This window comes from Streptomyces sp. NPDC051987 (assembly GCF_040680735.1).
Taxonomy (GTDB): Bacteria; Actinomycetota; Actinomycetes; order Streptomycetales; family Streptomycetaceae; genus Streptomyces.
This window is the reverse complement of the sequence record NZ_JBFAXI010000078.1, coordinates 22,046-40,446: the sequence shown is the minus strand read 5'-3', so window position 1 is coordinate 40,446 and position 18,401 is coordinate 22,046. Positions and strand designations below refer to the sequence as shown.

General features: G+C 72.0%; 17 protein-coding genes and 1 riboswitch. Of the genes, 11 read left to right on the top strand and 6 right to left on the bottom strand.

What is annotated here, in order from left to right; all coding sequences use genetic code 11:
• Window positions 1-300: 300 nt before the first annotated feature.
• On the bottom strand, window positions 301-876 hold the full coding sequence (locus tag AB0M11_RS31195) for a M23 family metallopeptidase (protein ID WP_365711393.1): 576 nt from the start codon (window positions 874-876) through the stop codon (window positions 301-303).
• A 280-nt stretch (window positions 877-1,156) separates the two neighbouring features.
• On the opposite strand from AB0M11_RS31195, the gene rpsB reads away from it, so the two are divergent.
• From rpsB to AB0M11_RS31140, 11 genes are all read left to right on the top strand, one after another.
• Window positions 1,157-2,044: a 30S ribosomal protein S2 gene (gene rpsB / locus AB0M11_RS31190; RefSeq protein WP_365711383.1), complete on the top strand. Its 888-nt coding sequence runs from the start codon at window positions 1,157-1,159 to the stop codon at window positions 2,042-2,044.
• 133 nt (window positions 2,045-2,177) lie between these two features.
• Window positions 2,178-3,014 (top strand): translation elongation factor Ts, encoded by an 837-nt coding sequence (gene tsf / locus AB0M11_RS31185; RefSeq protein WP_365711381.1) that lies wholly within the window; start codon window positions 2,178-2,180, stop codon window positions 3,012-3,014.
• Window positions 3,015-3,227: 213 nt separating this feature from the next.
• Complete coding sequence (pyrH, locus tag AB0M11_RS31180) at window positions 3,228-3,986, top strand: UMP kinase (protein WP_365711379.1); 759 nt, start codon at window positions 3,228-3,230, stop codon at window positions 3,984-3,986.
• Window positions 3,987-4,132: 146 nt separating this feature from the next.
• Window positions 4,133-4,690, top strand: a complete 558-nt coding sequence (gene frr, locus AB0M11_RS31175; protein WP_132889831.1) for a ribosome recycling factor — start codon at window positions 4,133-4,135, stop codon at window positions 4,688-4,690.
• Window positions 4,690-5,979 carry a phosphatidate cytidylyltransferase gene (locus tag AB0M11_RS31170; RefSeq protein WP_365711377.1) on the top strand — a complete coding sequence of 430 codons (1,290 nt, stop codon included), beginning with the start codon at window positions 4,690-4,692 and terminating at the stop codon, window positions 5,977-5,979. The genes frr and AB0M11_RS31170 overlap by 1 nt, the downstream gene beginning before the upstream one ends.
• Before the next feature lie 202 nt (window positions 5,980-6,181).
• On the top strand, window positions 6,182-7,426 hold the full coding sequence (locus AB0M11_RS31165) for a cytochrome P450 (RefSeq protein ID WP_365711373.1): 1,245 nt from the start codon (window positions 6,182-6,184) through the stop codon (window positions 7,424-7,426).
• A 27-nt stretch (window positions 7,427-7,453) separates the two neighbouring features.
• Entirely contained in the window at window positions 7,454-8,239 is a 786-nt protein-coding gene (locus AB0M11_RS31160) for a VOC family protein (RefSeq protein WP_365711371.1), read from the top strand.
• 80 nt (window positions 8,240-8,319) lie between these two features.
• Window positions 8,320-9,426: a 23S rRNA (adenine(2503)-C(2))-methyltransferase RlmN gene (gene rlmN / locus AB0M11_RS31155; protein WP_365711369.1), complete on the top strand. Its 1,107-nt coding sequence runs from the start codon at window positions 8,320-8,322 to the stop codon at window positions 9,424-9,426.
• 42 nt (window positions 9,427-9,468) lie between these two features.
• Window positions 9,469-9,576: riboswitch (TPP riboswitch) on the top strand.
• Between the two features lie 73 nt (window positions 9,577-9,649).
• Entirely contained in the window at window positions 9,650-10,720 is a 1,071-nt protein-coding gene (locus tag AB0M11_RS31150; protein ID WP_365711367.1) for a thiamine ABC transporter substrate-binding protein, read from the top strand.
• Window positions 10,721-10,764: 44 nt separating this feature from the next.
• Window positions 10,765-12,363, top strand: a complete 1,599-nt coding sequence (locus AB0M11_RS31145) for an iron ABC transporter permease (protein WP_365711365.1) — start codon at window positions 10,765-10,767, stop codon at window positions 12,361-12,363.
• On the top strand, window positions 12,363-13,382 hold the full coding sequence (locus tag AB0M11_RS31140) for an ABC transporter ATP-binding protein (protein WP_365711363.1): 1,020 nt from the start codon (window positions 12,363-12,365) through the stop codon (window positions 13,380-13,382). The genes AB0M11_RS31145 and AB0M11_RS31140 overlap by 1 nt, the downstream gene beginning before the upstream one ends.
• Before the next feature lie 135 nt (window positions 13,383-13,517).
• On the opposite strand, the gene AB0M11_RS31135 is transcribed toward AB0M11_RS31140, so the two are convergent.
• The 5 genes from AB0M11_RS31135 to AB0M11_RS31115 form a co-directional block, all read right to left on the bottom strand.
• Entirely contained in the window at window positions 13,518-14,222 is a 705-nt protein-coding gene (locus AB0M11_RS31135; protein ID WP_365711361.1) for an LAETG motif-containing sortase-dependent surface protein, read from the bottom strand.
• A 117-nt stretch (window positions 14,223-14,339) separates the two neighbouring features.
• The gene (locus AB0M11_RS31130) at window positions 14,340-15,458 is read right to left on the bottom strand and encodes a Rossmann fold nucleotide-binding protein (protein ID WP_365711391.1); all 1,119 of its coding nucleotides are present in this window, start codon (window positions 15,456-15,458) and stop codon (window positions 14,340-14,342) included.
• A 127-nt stretch (window positions 15,459-15,585) separates the two neighbouring features.
• A complete protein-coding gene (locus AB0M11_RS31125) occupies window positions 15,586-15,993 on the bottom strand; it encodes a VOC family protein (protein WP_365711359.1) in 408 nt (135 codons plus the stop codon).
• A gap of 95 nt (window positions 15,994-16,088) precedes the next feature.
• Window positions 16,089-17,615, bottom strand: coding sequence for a hypothetical protein (locus AB0M11_RS31120; protein WP_365711357.1), 1,527 nt, complete (start codon window positions 17,613-17,615; stop codon window positions 16,089-16,091).
• Window positions 17,597-18,337: an ATP-binding cassette domain-containing protein gene (locus AB0M11_RS31115; protein ID WP_365711355.1), complete on the bottom strand. Its 741-nt coding sequence runs from the start codon at window positions 18,335-18,337 to the stop codon at window positions 17,597-17,599. The genes AB0M11_RS31120 and AB0M11_RS31115 overlap by 19 nt, the downstream gene beginning before the upstream one ends.
• Between the last annotated feature and the right edge of the window lie 64 nt (window positions 18,338-18,401).

Genomic DNA, 18,401 nt, shown 5'->3' with positions numbered 1-18,401 from the left:
CCTGCGCCCACCCGTGCCGCCCCAGCGGCACGACTGCCCGCGGCAAGGGTGAAGGACACGGCTGGACAGCGCGCCCCAAAGGGGCGCGGGGAACTGCGCGAGCACCCCCCACCCACCCGCAGTCGCGCGACCGCCCCCACCACCCCACCCGCAGCGCACCGCACCGCACCCCCGGCACCCCCCTCCCACACCGCACCCCCCGGCCCACCCCTCCGGTCCGGCAGTGCACCGCACCCCCGGCACCCCCCTCCCACACCGCACCCCCCGCTCACCCCTCCGGTCCGGCAGCGCGCCCCCGGCTCACCCCTCCGGCAGCGGAACCCCCAGTACCGGCAGCAGTCTCGACGGCCCCCGGTTCAGCAGCCACGGCGGCAACAGCAGCAACGGGTCCAGGTACACGTCCCCCCTGAGCAGGCCCCAGTGCACGCACCCCCGCGCTCCGCAGTGCGCGCCCCCCGCCTCCACCCTGCCCACGACCTGCCCCGCCGCCACCTCGTCCCCCGTCCGGACCATCGCCGTCACCGGTTCGTACGTGGTCCGCAGCTCCGTGCCGGTCAGCCGCACCGACACCACGCCCGTCCCCGCGACCCGCCCCACGTAGGAGACCCGGCCCGCCGCCACCGCCCGTACCGGGTCGCCGGCGGACGCCTCCAGGTCGACCCCCCGGTGCCCGGGGCCGTACACCGTCGCCGGGGGTTCCCAGCCGCGCAGGACCGGTGGCCGCACCCCCACCGGCCAGGTGCGGGCGAGCGCCGGCACCGGTGGCGTGGCCGGGGACGGCGGAGCGTCCGCGCCGACCCAGGCCCGGGCCGCGGTCGCCGCCAGGGCCAGCGGCAGAGCCGTCGCCGCCCACATCCATCGCATCGCGCGTCGCATGACCACCATGGCCCCACCGTCCCGCGACCTGGCCGATCATGGCCGGTACCTGTGGATTACTCCCGGGTTGTGGACAGCGGCGTCACCCGCTGCCTCGCCGGTCCCGTACACTTCTTCTGGCGATCCGGGTCACCGGGTCGACTTCGCACGCCCCGACATCCGGCCGTCACCAGCAGATGTCAGCGCTTCTCGGTCCTCAGCGGCACAGCGCACCCGGGCGTCAGGCGCGGGAGCCGTCCGGCCCCCGCGGCACAACCGAGAAATTCAAGGAGATACGGCCATGGCCGTCGTCACGATGCGGGAGCTGCTGGAGAGCGGCGTCCACTTCGGTCACCAGACCCGTCGCTGGAACCCGAAGATGAAGCGCTTCATCTTCACCGAGCGCAACGGCATCTACATCATCGACCTGCTCCAGTCGCTGTCGTACATCGACCGCGCCTACGAGTTCGTCAAGGAGACCGTCGCCCACGGCGGCACGGTCATGTTCGTCGGCACCAAGAAGCAGGCGCAGGAGGCCATCGCCGAGCAGGCCACCCGCGTCGGCATGCCCTACGTCAACCAGCGCTGGCTGGGCGGCATGCTCACCAACTTCTCGACCGTCTACAAGCGTCTGCAGCGCCTCAAGGAGCTCGAGCAGATCGACTTCGAGGACGTCGCCGCGTCCGGTCTGACCAAGAAGGAGCTTCTCGTGCTCTCGCGCGAGAAGGCCAAGCTGGAGAAGACCCTCGGTGGTATCCGCGAGATGCAGAAGGTGCCCAGCGCCGTCTGGATCGTGGACACCAAGAAGGAGCACATCGCGGTCGGTGAGGCCCGGAAGCTCAACATCCCGGTCGTCGCGATCCTCGACACCAACTGCGACCCCGACGAGGTCGACTACAAGATCCCGGGCAACGACGACGCGATCCGCTCCGTCACCCTGCTCACCCGTGTGATCGCCGACGCGGTCGCCGAGGGCCTCATCTCCCGCTCCCGTGTCGCCACCGGCGACAAGGGCGAGAAGGCCGCCGGCGAGCCGCTCGCCGAGTGGGAGCGCGACCTGCTCGAGGGCGAGAAGAAGGCGGACGAGGCCGAGGTCCAGACCTCCGCCGAGACCGAGAAGGTCGCCGACGCCGAGCAGGCCGAGGCTCCGGCCGCCGAGGCTCCGGCCGCGGACGCCGAGCAGGCCTGACCCGTCAGCGTCGACGGCGGGGGCGGCGACATCCCGAACGCCCCCGCCGTTCACCCACAGGTTCGCGCTCTACATCTACGTGTAGATCGTGGATCGGGCAGATCTCCCGACTTCGAGAAAGACTCACAGACTCATGGCGAACTACACCGCCGCTGACGTCAAGAAGCTCCGCGAGCTCACCGGCGCCGGCATGATGGACTGCAAGAAGGCCCTGGACGAGGCCGAGGGCGACGTCGACAAGGCCGTCGAGGCGCTCCGCATCAAGGGCCAGAAGGGCGTCGCCAAGCGCGAGGGCCGCTCCGCCGAGAACGGCGCCGTGGTCTCGATCATCGCCGACGACAACTCCTCCGGCGTCCTCGTCGAGCTGAAGTGCGAGACGGACTTCGTCGCCAAGGGCGAGAAGTTCCAGGCCGTCGCCAACACCATCGCCGAGCACGTCGCCAAGACCGCCCCGGCGGACCTGGAGGCCCTGCTCGCCTCCGAGATCGAGGCCGGCAAGACCGTCCAGGCGTACGTCGACGAGGCCAACGCCAACCTCGGCGAGAAGATCGTCCTGGACCGCTTCGCGCAGTACGCCGACGGTTACGTCGCCGCCTACATGCACCGCACGATGCCCGACCTGCCCCCGCAGATCGGTGTCCTCGTCGAGCTGGACAAGCCGAACGCCGAGGTCGCCAAGGGCGTCGCCCAGCACATCGCCGCCTTCGCGCCCAAGTACCTCTCCCAGGAGGACGTGCCGGCCGAGGTCGTCGAGTCCGAGCGCCGCATCGCCGAGGAGACCACCCGCGCCGAGGGCAAGCCCGAGGCCGCCCTCCCGAAGATCGTCGAGGGTCGTCTCAACGGCTTCTTCAAGGACGCCACGCTGCTCGGCCAGCCGTACGCGCTCGACAACAAGAAGTCGGTCCAGAAGGTCCTGGACGAGGCCGGTGTCACCCTGAAGCGCTTCGTGCGCATCAAGGTCGGCATCTGAGTCCGTACCGCGATCGAGGCGCGACCCACGGGGAAATCCCGATAGGGTCGGTCGACAGCAGTCGTCCGTACGCACCGCCACACCCACGGAGTGACGGACGGCGGCAGATCTGACGAGGAGGCCATTGCCGCGCATGGGCAGCGAAAAGCGACCCCACCGGCAATGGTCTTCTTCGTATGCGTATGTGCAACACGTGAAAGAGGCGGGATCTCCATGACCACCAAGGCCCAGAAGAGCGACGACGGCAAAGTACGCGGCCGGTTTCTGCTGAAGCTGTCCGGTGAGGCCTTCTCCGGTGGCGGGGGCCTGGGGGTGGACCCCGACGTGGTGCACAAGATCGCCCGCGAGATCGCGGCCGTGGTCCGCGACGGCGCGCAGGTCGCCGTCGTCATCGGCGGCGGCAACTTCTTCCGCGGCGCCGAGCTCCAGCAGCGCGGCATGGACCGGGCCCGCTCCGACTACATGGGCATGCTCGGCACCGTCATGAACTGCCTGGCCCTCCAGGACTTCCTGGAGAAGGAGGGCATCGACAGCCGGGTGCAGACCGCGATCACCATGGGGCAGGTCGCCGAGCCGTACATCCCGCTGCGCGCCGTCCGCCACCTGGAGAAGGGCCGCGTGGTCATCTTCGGCGCCGGCATGGGCATGCCGTACTTCTCCACCGACACCACCGCCGCCCAGCGCGCCCTGGAGATCGACGCCGAGGCACTGCTCATGGGCAAGAACGGCGTCGACGGGGTCTACGACTCCGACCCGAAGACCAACCCCGACGCCGTCAAGTTCGACTCCCTCGGCTACGGCGAGGTCATCACCCGCGAGCTCAAGGTCGCCGACGCCACCGCGATCACGCTCTGCCGCGACAACAAGCTGCCCATCCTGGTCTTCGAGCTGCTGGCGGAGGGCAATATCGCGCGCGCCGTCAAGGGTGAGAAGATCGGCACGCTGGTGGGTGAACAGGGCGGCCGGGACTGACCGGCACCGCCTGACGAGCCCTGGCCGGGGGATGGACAATGTCCTGCCGGTCGGGAACCGTCAGGGAAAGAAGACGCGACGCAGCCGGCCGCCGCCCCCGGGCGGAACCGCGGCCGGGCCTTACTCAAGACACGCAGGAGCAAGTGGTGATCGAAGAGACCCTCCTCGAAGCCGAGGAGAAGATGGAGAAGGCCGTCGTGGTCGCCAAGGAGGACTTCGCCGCGATCCGTACCGGCCGTGCCCACCCGGCGATGTTCAACAAGATCGTCGCCGACTACTACGGCGCGCCGACGCCGATCAACCAGCTGGCCTCGTTCTCCGTGCCGGAACCGCGCATGGCGGTCGTGACCCCGTTCGACAAGACGGCCCTGCGCAACATCGAGCAGGCGATCCGCGACTCGGACCTGGGCGTCAACCCGAGCAACGACGGCAACATCATCCGGGTGGTGTTCCCGGAGCTCACCGAGGAGCGCCGCCGCGACTACATCAAGGTCGCCAAGGGCAAGGCGGAGGACTCCCGGGTGTCCATCCGCTCCGTGCGCCGCAAGGCCAAGGACGCCATCGACAAGCTGATCAAGGACGGCGAGGTCGGCGAGGACGAGGGCCGCCGCGCCGAGAAGGAGCTCGACGACACCACCGCGAAGTACGTCGCACAGGTGGACGAGCTCCTCAAGCACAAGGAAGCGGAGCTTCTCGAAGTCTGATGAACGACTCATCCTGGGGAGCCCCGCCGCACGCCGGGCCGCATGCCGGGCAGCCCGGACCACCGGCCGGGTACTGGGCGCCGACCGATCAGGGCACCGGCCAGGGGTACGGCCCCGGCCCGGCCCAGGGGTACGTCCACGGTCCGGCCCAGGGTCCCGGCCACGGGTACGACACGGCTCGGGCCCACGGCTACCACCAGGGGCAGGCCCAGGGAGCCGTCCCGGCGGGTCCCACGTACGATGCGCAGAACGCGCAGCAGACTCGCCCCATGCCCGTCGTGCCCGACGACGTACCCGTGTACGGCTCGGACCAGGACGACGACCGGGGGGCCGCTCGGCTGAGCGGCCCCCTGTTCCGAGACGAGACGTTCCGCAACGACACCCCGTCGGCGCAGCCCCCGCCTCACGCGGCGGCGCCGCAGAATCCGGAGCCCATGCCCGACGTCCCCCAGCCGGCCCCCGCGCCGCAGAAGAAGAGCGCGGGACGCGACCTGGGCGCGGCCATAGGGGTCGGCGTCGGACTCGGCATCGTGATCGTGGCGTCCCTGTTCGTGGTCAAGGCCGTCTTCGTCGGGGTCGTGGCGGTCGCGGTCGTGGTGGGCCTGTGGGAGCTGACCAGCCGGCTCCAGGAGCGCAAGGGCATCAAGGCGCCGCTGGTCCCGCTGGCGCTCGGTGGCGCGGCGATGGTGGTGGCCGGCTACGCCCGGGGTGCCGAGGGCGCCTGGGTCGCGCTCGCGCTCACCGGGCTCGCGGTACTGGTCTGGCGGATGACGGAACCGCCGGAGGGCTATCTCAAGGACGTCACGGCGGGCCTGTTCGCGGCGTTCTACGTGCCGTTCCTCGCGACGTTCGTCGCGATGATGCTCACCGCCGAGGACGGCCCCTTCCGGGTGCTGACCTTCCTGCTTCTCACCGTGGTCAGCGACACCGGCGCCTACGCGGTCGGCTGGCGCTTCGGCACCCACAAGCTCGCCCCGCGCATCAGCCCCGGCAAGACCCGCGAGGGCCTGGTGGGCGCGGTGCTGTTCGCGATGGTCGCGGGCGCGCTGTGCATGCAGTTCCTGATCGACGACGGCACCTGGTGGCAGGGCCTGCTGCTGGGCCTCGCGGTCGCGGCCAGCGCCACCCTCGGCGACCTCGGCGAGTCCATGATCAAGCGCGACCTGGGCATCAAGGACATGGGCACGCTGCTGCCGGGCCATGGCGGCATCATGGACCGCCTCGACTCGCTGCTGCCCACGGCTCCGGTGGTGTGGCTGCTGATGGTGCTGTTCGTGGGGAGCGGCTGATTCGTTTCGCCGGCCGCGGTCGCCCCGGGGCCACGTCGCCGGTGGCCGGCCTGCCGCCGTCGTAGAGGAGCCCCCGTCCGCAGGGCCGGGGGCTCGGTGGTGCTCCGGCCCCGGATGACGCAGCAGAAATCGCAGGGGGACGCCGGTCAGAGGGAGACTCCCTGTGAGGACGCTGTGTTCTCCGACGTGCAGGGAGTTGCCCATGCCCCTCGACCCGGCCCCGGCTTCCGACCCGCGCCCGTCCGCGGCCCCGCCGCCGGTGCGGTTCTGGCCCGTCGGAGATCTGCCCGCCCTCGACCCGGACCCGTTCCTCGACGAACTGCTGCGGGACGAGCCGGTCACCCGGATCCGGCTCGCGTACGGCGAGGGGGACGCCTGGCTGACCACCCGGTACGAGGACGTCCGCTTCGTCACCTCCGACCCGCGCTTCTCCCGGGAGCTGGTCGTCGGCCGGGACGTCACCAGCATGCGCCCGGCGCCCGTGGCCTCCCAGACGTCCGGTCTGCAGTACATCGACCCGCCGGGGCACAACCGGCTGCGCCGGGTCGTCGCCCGTGCCTTCACCGGGCGGGCCATGCAGCGGCTGCGGCCGATGGCGGAGCGGCGAGCCGGTGAACTCCTCGACACGATGGAGGCCGCGGGCCCGCCGGCCGACCTCATGGAGCATCTGCACGGTCCGTTCCCGATCGCCGTGGTCCGTGACTTCCTCGGCGTGGACGAGAAGGACTGGCACCGCTGGGCGGCCACCGGCGAGGCACTGCTCTCCGCCGGCCCCGACGCCGAGGAGCGTGCCCGGGAGGCCGCCCGGACCACCCGGGCCCGGATCGCCGAGCTGCTGCACAGCCGCCGCGAGGAGCCCCGCGAGGACCTCGCCGGGGTGCTGGCGCAGGCCACCGCGGACGGCGAGATCACCGACGACGAGGCGGTCTCCCTGGCCACCGCCATCCAGGTCAGCGGCGGCCACGCGGTTCGCAACAACAGCGGCTCGATGATGTACGCGCTGCTCACCCACCCCGAACAGCTGGACCGGCTGCGCCGTGAGCCGGAGCTGGTGCCGAAGGCGGTGGACGAGCTGTTCCGCTTCGTCCCGCACCGCAACGGCGTCGGCATCCCGCGCGTCGCCGTCGAGGACGTCGAGGTCGGCGGTCGGCTGATCCGGGCCGGTGACGTCGTCTACAACTCCTACGTCGCCGCCAACCGCGACCCCGCCGTCTTCGCCGACCCCGACGACCTGGACTTCGACCGCGCGGACGGCCCCCACCTGGCCTTCGGCCACGGCCCGCACCACTGCATGGCCGCGATCATGGCCCGTATGGAGGCCGAGATCATGATCGGTTCGGTGCTCACCCGCTTTCCCGGCATCCGGCTGGCCGTGCCGGCCGAGGAGGTCGCGTTCCAGCGCCAGGGCCTGATCCGCGGACCGCGTACGCTGCCCGTGACCTGGTGACCGGCGAGGGCCGAGGAGGACCCGACCATGCTGACGACCACCTATGTCCCCGGCGCTCCCAACTGGCTGGACCTGGGCACCCGGGACATCGCCGCGAGCGCCGCCTTCTACGGGGCCGTCTTCGGCTGGCGGCACCGGTCGGCGGGACCGGAGGCGGGCGGCTACGGCTTCTTCGAGCAGGAAGGCAGCACGGTCGCCGGGATCGGGCCGCTCACCGCGGAGGGCGCGAGCCCGTCCTGGAGGGTGTACTTCCACACCCCGGACGCCGACGCCACCGCCAAGGCCGTCGAGCAGGCGGGCGGCAGTGTCCGTATCGCCCCGGCGGACGTCTTCACCTTCGGACGGGCTGCCGCCTTCGTCGACCCGACCGGCGCGGACTTCGCCGTCTGGCAGCCGGGCGAGACCCGGGGCCTGGACCTCGTCGCGGTCCCCGGCAGCCTGGCCAGGGCGGAGCTGTACACCACCGACGCGGACGCGGCGAAGGCGTTCTACGGGTCGGTCTTCGCCTGGCGGACGACCGACGTGCCGATCGGCCCCGCCCTGACGTACACGGTCCTCTTCCCCTCCGCCGGTGACGCGTCCGCGCACGGCGGGCTGATGCAGCTGCCCCAGGCCAACCTCGACGCCGGCTCCACCTCGGAATGGCACCCCTACTTCGAGGTGCGGGACTGCGACGCCACGCTCGCCGCCGCCACCGAGGCCGGGGCCACCGTCCTCATCCCGGCCACCGAGGCCCCGGGCATCGGCCGCTTCGCCATGTTCCTCGACCCCGCCGGCGCCGCCTTCGCCGTCATCACGACCGCCACGGGCTGAACCGGGACCGTCCCGGGCCGCACCGGGCCCCACACCGCCGTCGCGGGCCACCTGAGTGGATCTGCGACACTGGTACCACCATGCCCAAGCCCGGAGAACTCACTTTCGTCGCGCCGCGCGGAGCCAAGAAGCCGCCGCGGCATCTCGCCGATCTCTCGCCCGCCGAGCGCAAGGACGCGGTGGCCGAGGTCGGGGAGAAGCCGTTTCGTGCCAAGCAGCTCTCGCAGCACTACTTCGCGCGGTACGCGCACGACCCCGAGCAGTGGACGGACATCCCGGCCGGCTCGCGGGAGAAGCTGCGGGAGGCGCTGTTCCCTGAGCTGATGACGGTCGTCCGGCATCTGTCGACCGACGAGGGGACGACCCGCAAGACGCTGTGGCGGCTGTTCGACGGGACGCTCGTCGAGTCGGTGCTGATGCGCTACCCGGACCGGGTGACCATGTGCATCAGTTCGCAGGCCGGCTGCGGGATGAACTGCCCGTTCTGCGCGACGGGGCAGGCCGGTCTCGACCGGAACCTGTCCACCGCCGAGATCGTCCACCAGATCGTCGACGGGATGCGGGCGCTCAGGGACGGCGAGGTGCCCGGCGGCCCCGCGCGGCTGTCCAACATCGTCTTCATGGGGATGGGCGAGCCGCTCGCCAACTACAAGCGGGTGGTCTCAGCGATCCGGGCGCTGACCGACCCCGCCCCGGACGGACTCGGGCTCTCCCAGCGCGGGATCACCGTCTCGACCGTCGGACTGGTCCCGGCCATCCACCGGTTCGCCGACGAGGGCTTCAAGTGCCGGCTCGCGATCTCCCTGCACGCCCCCGACGACGAACTGCGCGACACCCTCGTCCCCGTGAACACGCGGTGGAAGGTCCGCGAGGTCCTGGACGCCGGGTTCGAGTACGTCGAGAAGAGCGGGCGCCGGCTGTCCATCGAGTACGCGCTGATCCGGGACATCAACGACCAGGCGTGGCGCGGAGACCGGCTGGGCCGGCTGCTCAGGGGCAAGCCCGTGCACGTCAACCTCATCCCGCTGAACCCGACGCCGGGTTCGAAGTGGACCGCGTCGCGGCCGGAGGACGAGAAGGCGTTCGTCGAGGCGATCGAGGCGCATGGTGTGCCGGTGACGATCCGGGACACCCGTGGGCAGGAGATCGACGGCGCCTGCGGTCAGCTCGCGGCCACCGAGCGGTAACGCCGTCGGCGCCGAGCGGTAGGATCTGGCCAACACATCTTCATATTCCGACAGGGGAGCGCCACAGCGCTGAGAGTGCGGCAACCGGGCCGCAGACCCTCTGAACCTCGCCCAGGTCATTCTGGGTAGGAAGTTCGGTCATCACTCGAGCTGTTGCGCCCTGCCCGCACACCGCGGGCGGGGCCGCGTCTCTTCCTGGACCGCCCCAGGAGGAAAACAACCAGTGCACACCAGGACCTTCGTGGCCGCGGCCGTCGGGCTCGGGCTCGTCACGCTGTCCGCCTGCTCGTCCGCCGCCGACGGCGGCGCCGGCTCCAGGACCGTCACCCTCGTCAGCCACGACTCGTGGGCCGTCTCCAAGAACGTGCTCAAGGACTTCGAGAAGCAGTCCGGCTACCAGGTCAGGGTCCTCAAGGACGGCGACGCCGGGCAGGCCGTCAACAAGGCGATCCTGACCAAGGACAACCCGCAGGGCGACGTCTTCTTCGGCGTGGACAACACCCTGCTCTCCAGGGCCCTCGACAACGGGCTCTTCCAGTCGTACCGGGCGAAGGGGCTCGACAAGGTCGGCGCGGCGTACCAGCTCGACGCGGGCAGGCACCGGGTCACGCCCATCGACTACGGCGACATCTGCGTCAACTACGACAAGGCGTACTTCACCCGGCACAAGCTGACCCCGCCGACGTCGTACGCCGACCTCGTCAAGCCGGAGTACAGGAACCTCCTCGTCACCGAGAACGCGGCCACCTCCTCGCCGGGGCTCGGCTTCCTGCTCGGGTCGGCCGCCCGGTACGGGGACAGCGGCTGGCAGGACTACTGGAAGAAGCTCACGGCCAACGGCGTCAAGGTGGTCGACGGCTGGGAGCAGGCCTACAACGAGGAGTTCTCCGGCTCGGCCGGCGGCAGGAAGGCGGGCGGCGACCGGCCGCTCGTCGTGTCGTACGCCTCCTCCCCGCCCGCCGAGGTCATCTACGCCGACCCGAAGCCGAGCACCGCGCCCACCGGGGTCGCGGCCGGCACCTGCTTCCGCCAGATCGAGTTCGCCGGGCTGCTGAGCAACGCGAGGAACACCAAGGGCGGCAAGGCGCTCATCGACTTCCTGGTCTCCAAGGAGTTCCAGGAGGACATGCCGCTGAACATGTTCGTGTATCCGGTGGTCGACGGGGCGAGGGTGCCCGCCGAGTTCACGAAGTACGGGCCCGCCGCGAAGGACCCCGAGACCATGGCGCCCGACAGGATCGCCGCCGACCGTGACCAGTGGGTCAAGACGTGGACGTCACTCGTACTCAAGTAGCCCCCCGCACCGGGCGCCGGGGGAGCGCGGCGCGGCTCGGCCTGATGGCCGTGCCCGTCGCGTTCTTCGGCGTCTTCTTCGCCTGGCCGGTCGCGGCGATCGTGACCCGCGGGCTGAAGGCCGACGGGGTGTGGCGGCTCGGGAGGATCGCCGACGTCGTCGGGCAGTCCGACATCCGGCACGTGCTCTGGTTCACCACCTGGCAGGCACTTGCCTCCACCGCGCTCACCCTGCTGGCCGCCCTGCCCGCCGCCTACGTCTTCGCCCGCCTCGACTTCCCGGGCAGACAGGTGCTGCGGGCCGTGGTGACGGTGCCCTTCGTGCTGCCGACGGTCGTGGTGGGGACCGCCTTCCTCGCGCTCGTCGGGCGGGGCGGACTGCTGGACGAGCTGTGGGGGGTGCGGCTCGACACCACGGTCTGGGCCATCCTGCTCGCGCACGTCTTCTTCAACTACGCGGTCGTCGTGCGCACCGTGGGCGGGCTGTGGGCCCAGCTGGACCCCCGGCAGGAGGAGGCCGCCCGAATGCTCGGCCTCTCCCCGCCGGCCGCCTGGCGGAAGGTCACCCTGCCCGCGCTCGCGCCCGCCGTGGCCGCCGCCGCGCTGATGGTGTTCCTCTTCACCTTCACCTCCTTCGGGGTGGTGCAGATCCTCGGCGGACCGACGTTCGCCACCCTCGAAGTGGAGATCTACCGGCAGACCTCCGAGATCTTCGACCTCTCCACGGCCGCCGTCCTCACCCTCGTGCAGTTCGCGGCGGTCGGTGCGGTCCTCGCCGTGCACGCGTGGACGGTGCGGCGCCGGGAGAGCGCGCTCCGGCTGGTCGACCCCGCGGTGACGGCACGCCGGCCGCGCGGGGCCGGACAGTGGGCGCTGCTCGGGGGAGTGCTCGCCACCATCGCCGTCCTCCTCGTCCTGCCCCTGGCCGTGCTGGTACGGCGGTCGCTGGACGGCGGGTTCGGGTACTACCGCGCGCTGGGCGACGCCGACGGCGGGACCTTCCTGGTCGCGCCGATCGAGTCGGTGGTCAACTCCCTGGAGTACGCGGTCGCGGCCACCGCCATCGCGGTGGCGATCGGCGGGCTCGCCGCCGCCGCGCTGGCCCGGCGGGACGCGGGACGCATTGTACGGGGGTTCGACGCGCTGCTGATGCTGCCGCTCGGGGTGTCCGCGGTGACCGTCGGCTTCGGGTTCCTGATCGCGCTCGACAAGCCGCCGCTGGATCTGCGCCAGTCCTGGATCCTGGTCCCGCTCGCCCAGGCACTGGTCGGTGTGCCCTTCGTCGTACGGACCATGCTGCCCGTGCTGCGGGCCGTGGACGAGCGGCTGCGGGAGGCGGCGGCCGTGCTCGGGGCGTCGCCCTGGCGGGTGTGGCGGGAGGTCGATCTGCCCCTGGTGCGGCGGGCGTTGCTGATCGCGGCGGGCTTCGCCTTCGCGGTGTCGCTGGGGGAGTTCGGGGCGACCGTGTTCATCGCGCGGCCCGACAATCCGACCCTGCCGGTGGCGGTGGCCCGGCTGCTGTCCCGCCCCGGTGATCTCAACTACGGCCAGGCGATGGCCCTTTCCACGATTCTGATGGTGGTGTGCGCGGTGGCGCTGCTGGTTCTGGAGCGGCTGCGGACCGACCGGACGGGGGAGTTCTGATGCTGCTGACTCTCGACGCGGCCACCGTGCGGTTCGGCGGCCGGGCCGTGCTCGACGCCGTCGGCCTGGAGGTCGCCGAGCACGAGGTGGTGTGCGTGCTCGGGCCCAGCGGAAGCGGCAAGTCGACGCTGCTGCGGGCGGTCGCGGGTCTGCAACCGCTGGATTCCGGAAGGGTGTTGCTCGACGGACACGACCAGGCGCGGGTGCCGGCGCACCAGCGCGGCGTCGGTCTGATGTTCCAGGACCATCAGCTCTTCCCGCAGCGGGACGTGGGCCAGAACGTGGCCTTCGGACTGCGGATGCGCGGCGCCGGGAAGCCGGAACAGGCGTCACGCGTGGGCGAGTTGCTGGACCTGGTGGGGCTGCCGGGTGCGGCCCGGCGGGCCGTCGCCGGACTCTCCGGCGGTGAGCAGCAGCGGGTGGCGCTCGCCCGTGCGCTGGCGCCCCGGCCCCGGCTGCTGATGCTCGACGAGCCCCTGGGCCAGCTGGACCGCTCGCTGCGGGAGCGGCTGGTCGTCGAACTACGGGAGCTGTTCGGGCGGTTGGGGACGACCGTGCTGGCGGTGACGCACGACCAGGGCGAGGCCTTCGCACTGGCCGACCGAGTGGTGGTGATGCGGGACGGGCGGATCGCCCAGTCCGGTACGCCCCTTGACGTCTGGCAGCGGCCCGCCGACGAGTTCGTGGCCCGCTTCCTGGGCTTCGGCAACGTGGTCCCGGCGACCGTCGAAGGCACGGTCGCGGTGACGCCGTGGGGGAAGGTGCCGGTGCCCGAGGGGTCCGGGCAGGGGACGCGGACCCTGCTCGTCCGGCCGGCCGGCGTACGGCTGGTCGCCGCTGACGCGGGGCTGCCCTGCACGGTGGCCGCCCGTACCTTCCAGGGCACCCATGTCACCGTCCACCTCCAGCCCCAGGACGGCCCCCGCCTGGAGGCGGCCTGCGCGCTGCGGGCGGCACCGGAGGCCGGGGACGCGGTGGGCGTCGAGTTCGACGCGTCGGAGACCGTCGTACTGGACTGACCGCGTGCGCGTGTCCGTGCGCGTGTCCGTGCGCGCGTCCGCGTGCGCACGCGTACGGCCGAGGCCCGTCCCCGGGAGAAACGGGGACGGGCCTCGACGGTCCACGAGCGCGTACGAGCGCGTGGGGCGGGTCGGTTACCGCTGTGCTCCACGACGGCGCATGCCGAACCACACCGCGCCACCGCCGACCACCACGAGCGCGGCGGCGATACCGGCGATCAGGCCGGTGTTGGAGTTGGCACCGGTCTCGGCGAGGTTCGACTCGCCGACGGCCGGGGACGGAGCGTTGTCCGACGCGGACGCCGGAGCGGTGCTGCTGCTGTCCGAGGCCGACGGGGTCGGGGAGTCCGACTCGGCCGGGGTGGACTCGGACGCCGACGGGGACGGCGTGGCCGACTCCGACGGGGAGGGGCTGGAGCTCTCGTCGGACGCGCACGCGGTCGACGGGGTCGTCAGGTTGGGCGTGATGTCCGTGTCGATCCGGGTCTTGCCGCTGTCGACCTTGACGTGGACGCGGTACGTCGCGTTGGGCGCCCAGCCCTCGGAGAAGGTGACCTCCGTGCCGGCCCTGGAGCCCTTCACGGTCTGGGCGTCGCCGACCTGCTTGACGTCGGCACCGTTGTTCTCGAGGAAGACGGTGATGGTGGCCGGAGTACCCGTGGCGTCCTGGTCGGTCACCGTGATGACTCCGTTGGAGCCGTCGCAGGTGGCTTCGGCGGAGAACTCTTTGATGTTGCACGCGAGGGCGCTGCTGGAGACGCCCAGGACCAGCGCGGCCGATGCGGAGGCAACACCCAGGATGCGCACGGAACGACGTGCACTGCGGCGGGATATGGACACGTTTGTCCTTACTGAGTGCATGACTGCGGGGGGCAGAGGGGGAGTTGGCGCGACGATGCGGTGAAGCGTCAGAAACCCCAGGAGACTCACAGGTCTATAAGTGTTCCGTAAGTAGTGTCAACGCATATGCGGTCCACGGGTGTTGACTTTACTCTCCGTTTGCCAGCTGAGACGTTTCAGCGCCGGTGAAGCTTGCTCGATCCGGTCAACCAGGGCGATACGGGACGCCATCGGGCGCTGTCCCGCGAGCGAGGTCAGCAACTGCCAGGCGGGCAGCTTCTCGCTCCAGTGCGCCTCGTCCACGAGCACCATCGGGGTCGGTTCGCCCCGCGACTCGTAGTAGTTGGGCGTCGCGTTGTCGAAGATCTCCTGGACGGTCCCTGCGGCGCCCGGCAGGAACACCACACCGGCGCCTGAACGGGCCAGCAGACCGTCCTCGCGGGTGGCGTTGGCGAAGTACTTCGCGATGTGCGCGGCGAAGGCGTTCGGCGGCTCGTGGCCGTAGAACCAGGTGGGGATGCCGACCGAGGGTCCGCCGTCCGGCCAGCGCCCGCGGACCTCGAAGGCGGCGCGCGCCCAGTCGGTGACCGACGGCCGGAACGACGGTGCCTTGGCGAGGAGTTCCAGCGCCTCGTCGAGCATCCCGTCGTCGAAGGGTGCCGCGTACGCGCCGAGGTTCGCCGCCTCCATCGCGCCCGGACCGCCGCCGGTCGCCACCGTGAAACCGGCCCGCGCGAGGTCCCGGCCGAGCCGGGCGGCACCGGCGTACCCCGCCGTGCCGCGCTCCATCGCGTGCCCGCCCATCACACCCACCACCCGGGCGCCGACGAGGAGTTCGTCCAGCGCGTCGGAGACCGCGTCGTCGTGGATCGAGCGCAGCATCGAGCCGAATATGTCGCCGTCCGCCTTGGTCTGCTCGAACCAGGCGTACGAACGGGCGTCCGGGGTGGCCTCGTACCCCCTGTCGAGGGAGTCGAAGAGCTCGTCGGGCGTGTAGACGAAGGCGCGGTACGGATCGAAGGGCAGGTCCGGGACCGGTGGGAACACCAGCGCGCCGGACGCGCCGACCCGTGCGGCTGCCTCGGGCGACATCGGGCAGCCGAGGAAGACGGCGCCGGCGGTGTCCGTGGTCAGCAGGACGTCCGTACGGTCCGTCAGATCGACGGCCTGCACCCGGTACTGGCCGAGCGTGCCGTGCGCGGCGACCACCGCGTCGAACTCCGCGAGGGACTCGATCTCACGGTCGCGGGCGGCCCGGTGGCGCGGCTGCGGGCTCGCGGGGTGCGCCGGTTGCGGGTTCGCGGGGTGCGGCTGGGCGGGGTCTGGCTGGGCGGGTGTCGGATGCACCCGCCCATGCTAGGCGTCAGCCCTGGACCGCCGCCGGGTCCATCCACACGACCTCCCAGCTGTGGCCGTCGAGGTCCTCGAAGGAACGGCCGTACATGAAGCCCTGGTCCTGGACGTCGTCGTTCGCCGTGCCGCCGGCCGCGACCGCCTTCGCCACCAGCTCGTCGACCTTCTCGCGGCTCTCCGCGCTCAGGCAGAGCAGCACCTCGCTGGTCTTCGTGGAGTCGGCGATCTCCTTCTTCGTGAAGTCGGCGTAGCGCTGCTTGCTCAGCAGCATCGCGATGATCGTGTCGCTGATCACGACGCAGGAACAGTCGTCGTTGCTGAACTGCGGGTTGATCGAGTAGCCGAGCTCCGTGAAGAACCTGCGCGACGCGGCGACGTCGTCGGTGGCCAGGTTCACGAAGATCATCTGCTGGTACATGGGGTCTCTCCCTCGGGTGTCGTGCCGTTCGCGGGGGTAGACCGGGGTGTGCGGCGAAAGTCATCGCCGGTTCCGCACTTTTTTCGTACGGCTTTTCAGCGGGCGAGCGGGAGTGCGGCGAGGTCGGCGATCAGCAGGGTGAGGGGGCCGAACAGGGCCAGCAGGGCGCCGGCGCGCAGGGCCGCCGCGCCGCGCAGCACGGTCGCCGGGGCACCGAGGCGGAGCAGGGCCGCGGTGGTGTCGGCGCGGGACTGGCGGGCCTCGACGGCGGCGATGAGGAGGGTGGCGACGGTGCAGCCGGCCACCACCAGGCCGCCGAGGGCGGCGAGGGGGCCGAAGGCGGGGGAGTCGCCGTGGTGGCCGTAGAGCGTGGTGGCGGCGAAGCCTGCCGACGCCACCGCGCAGACGACGCCGAGGGGGCGGCCGATGCGGGTGGCCTCCGCCATCAGGACGCGGCCGGCGAGGAGGCGGCCGGCGCCGGGGCGGACGGACTGGAGGAGGCGGCCGCAGAGGTGGGTGAGGCCGGGGGCGGCGAGGATCAGGCCGAGGGCGGTGAGGGCCCAGCCGGCGAGAACACCGGCGGGGCCGCCCGCCAGACCGCCGGGGAGGGTGGTGTGCGGGGCGGTTTCGGTGAGGTCGGCGTAGGACTCCACGGCGAGGCCGGCGGCGAGGACGGCGACGGCCCAGGGCAGGCCGCGAGGGGTGGCGCCGGGGAGGTGGGGGAGCGCGGCCGGGGTGTCCTCGGTGCGGGGGGCGGGGGCCGGGGTGGGCGGGGTTTCGCTTGCCGGCGCGTGCAGGGTGCCGTCCGCGCCCACCCGTGCCGCCCCAGCGGCACGACTGCCCGCGGGCTGAACCGGTGGCTGGGCGGCGTCCGCGGGCTGAAGGGGTGGGTGGGGGGTGTCCGTGAGCACGCTTGCCCATGCTCGGCTTCGGTCGCGTGAAGGGGCGCCTGTCGCTCCAGCGGCGCGACCGGCCGCGGGACGGTGGGTCCGCGACGCGGCGTGGAAGCGGGCGCCGAAGCGGCCGTAGGTGCCGAAGGTTTCTGGTCTGGGGGTGCGGGCGTAGGTGCCGAAGCGGCCGTATCTGCGGGGGCGGGGGCGGGGGCGGGGCAGGTCCCGGGGGCGGAGGGTGACGGCGACGGTCGTGGAGGCCAGGGCCGGGGGGACCGTCAGGAGGGTCAGGGCCGCCGGGACGGGCAGGGACCTGTTCGCCGCCAGGAAGTCCTTCGCCGCGCCGTCGAAGGGCATGCCCGTGAGGTCGCCGCGCAGGTGGAGGAAGACCAGGAGGGCCAGCACCGAGCCCAGGGCGCAGGCGAGGGCCGTGTTGCGGGCGGCGGTCGCCATCAGCCGGGCCGGTCCCAGGCCGAACGCGGAGAGACCGGTGCGTGGCGTGGCGGCGGGGTCGGTGCGGGCCACCGCGACCGCCAGGTGCACCGTGGCGGCGAGCGGTACCGCGCACCAGGACAGCCGCAGGAGCGCCGCAGTGGAGTGGGTCGGGTGGGTCACCGCGTAGCCGAGGGCCGACAGCAGCAGGAAGCCCGTGCCGGCGGCGGCCGCGGCCACCAGGAGGCGGCGCAGGTGCACGGCCGGCCGGGGGGTGCGGGTCAGGCGGAGAGCGAGCACTCGGCCCGGCCTTCCGTTTCGGTGACCGGCGGCAGGTGGACCGTGTTCACCCGGCGGCCGTCCAGCAGCGCGACCGTGCGGTCGGCGAGGGCCGCCGTCTCGGCGTCGTGCGTGGCGAGGACCACGGTGATGCCGTGCGAGCGGGCCGCCGTGGTGAGCGTGCGCAGCACGTGGGCGCGGTCGGCGCGGTGCAGCGGGGCCGTCGGCTCGTCGGCGAAGAGGACCGTGGGCGCGGGGGCCAGGGCGCGGGCGATGGAGACGCGCTGGCGCTCGGCCTGCTGGAGCTCGGCCGGGTGCTTGCGGGCCTTGTCGCCGACGTCGAGGCGGTCCAGCCACTCCAGTGCGGCCACCTTGGCCCGCCGCCGGCCGCTGCCGCGCAGCATGAGGGGCAGGGCTGTGTTCTCCCAGACGTTCAGCTCGGGGACGAGCACCGGCACCGGGTCGATCCAGCCGAAGCGGTCGCGGCGCAGCCGTTCCCGGGCGAACGGGCCCATCCGGTGCACGGCCTGGCTGTTGAACCAGACCTCGCCGCCCTGCGCCGGGGCCAGCCCGGCCAGGCACTTCAGCAGCGTCGTCTTGCCGCTGCCGCGCGGGCCGCTGACGGCGAGGATCTCGCCCTCCCGCACGGCCAGCGAGACGCCGGTGACACCGGGCGAGCCGTCCTGGTGGCGGAAGTGCAGGGCGCGTGCCCACAGCACGTCGTTGTCCGGCGGGGCCTCCATGGGCGTACACCTCGGTTCTGATCCGTTTTGCCGTGCCTTCCCACGTCCGGGGGAACGAAGGGGG

Bases quoted from the DNA above. Each gene is read 5' to 3' on its own strand.
- AB0M11_RS31195 (WP_365711393.1), bottom strand. From the start codon at position 876: ATGCGACGCGCGATGCGATGGATGTGGGCGGCGACGGCTCTGCCGCTG.
- rpsB (WP_365711383.1), top strand. From the start codon at position 1,157: ATGGCCGTCGTCACGATGCGGGAGCTGCTGGAGAGCGGCGTCCACTTC.
- tsf (WP_365711381.1), top strand. From the start codon at position 2,178: ATGGCGAACTACACCGCCGCTGACGTCAAGAAGCTCCGCGAGCTCACC.
- pyrH (WP_365711379.1), top strand. From the start codon at position 3,228: ATGACCACCAAGGCCCAGAAGAGCGACGACGGCAAAGTACGCGGCCGG.
- AB0M11_RS31170 (WP_365711377.1), top strand. From the start codon at position 4,690: ATGAACGACTCATCCTGGGGAGCCCCGCCGCACGCCGGGCCGCATGCC.
- AB0M11_RS31165 (WP_365711373.1), top strand. From the start codon at position 6,182: ATGCCCCTCGACCCGGCCCCGGCTTCCGACCCGCGCCCGTCCGCGGCC.
- AB0M11_RS31160 (WP_365711371.1), top strand. From the start codon at position 7,454: ATGCTGACGACCACCTATGTCCCCGGCGCTCCCAACTGGCTGGACCTG.
- rlmN (WP_365711369.1), top strand. From the start codon at position 8,320: ATGCCCAAGCCCGGAGAACTCACTTTCGTCGCGCCGCGCGGAGCCAAG.
- AB0M11_RS31145 (WP_365711365.1), top strand. From the start codon at position 10,765: ATGGCCGTGCCCGTCGCGTTCTTCGGCGTCTTCTTCGCCTGGCCGGTC.
- AB0M11_RS31140 (WP_365711363.1), top strand. From the start codon at position 12,363: ATGCTGCTGACTCTCGACGCGGCCACCGTGCGGTTCGGCGGCCGGGCC.
- AB0M11_RS31125 (WP_365711359.1), bottom strand. From the start codon at position 15,993: ATGTACCAGCAGATGATCTTCGTGAACCTGGCCACCGACGACGTCGCC.
- AB0M11_RS31115 (WP_365711355.1), bottom strand. From the start codon at position 18,337: ATGGAGGCCCCGCCGGACAACGACGTGCTGTGGGCACGCGCCCTGCAC.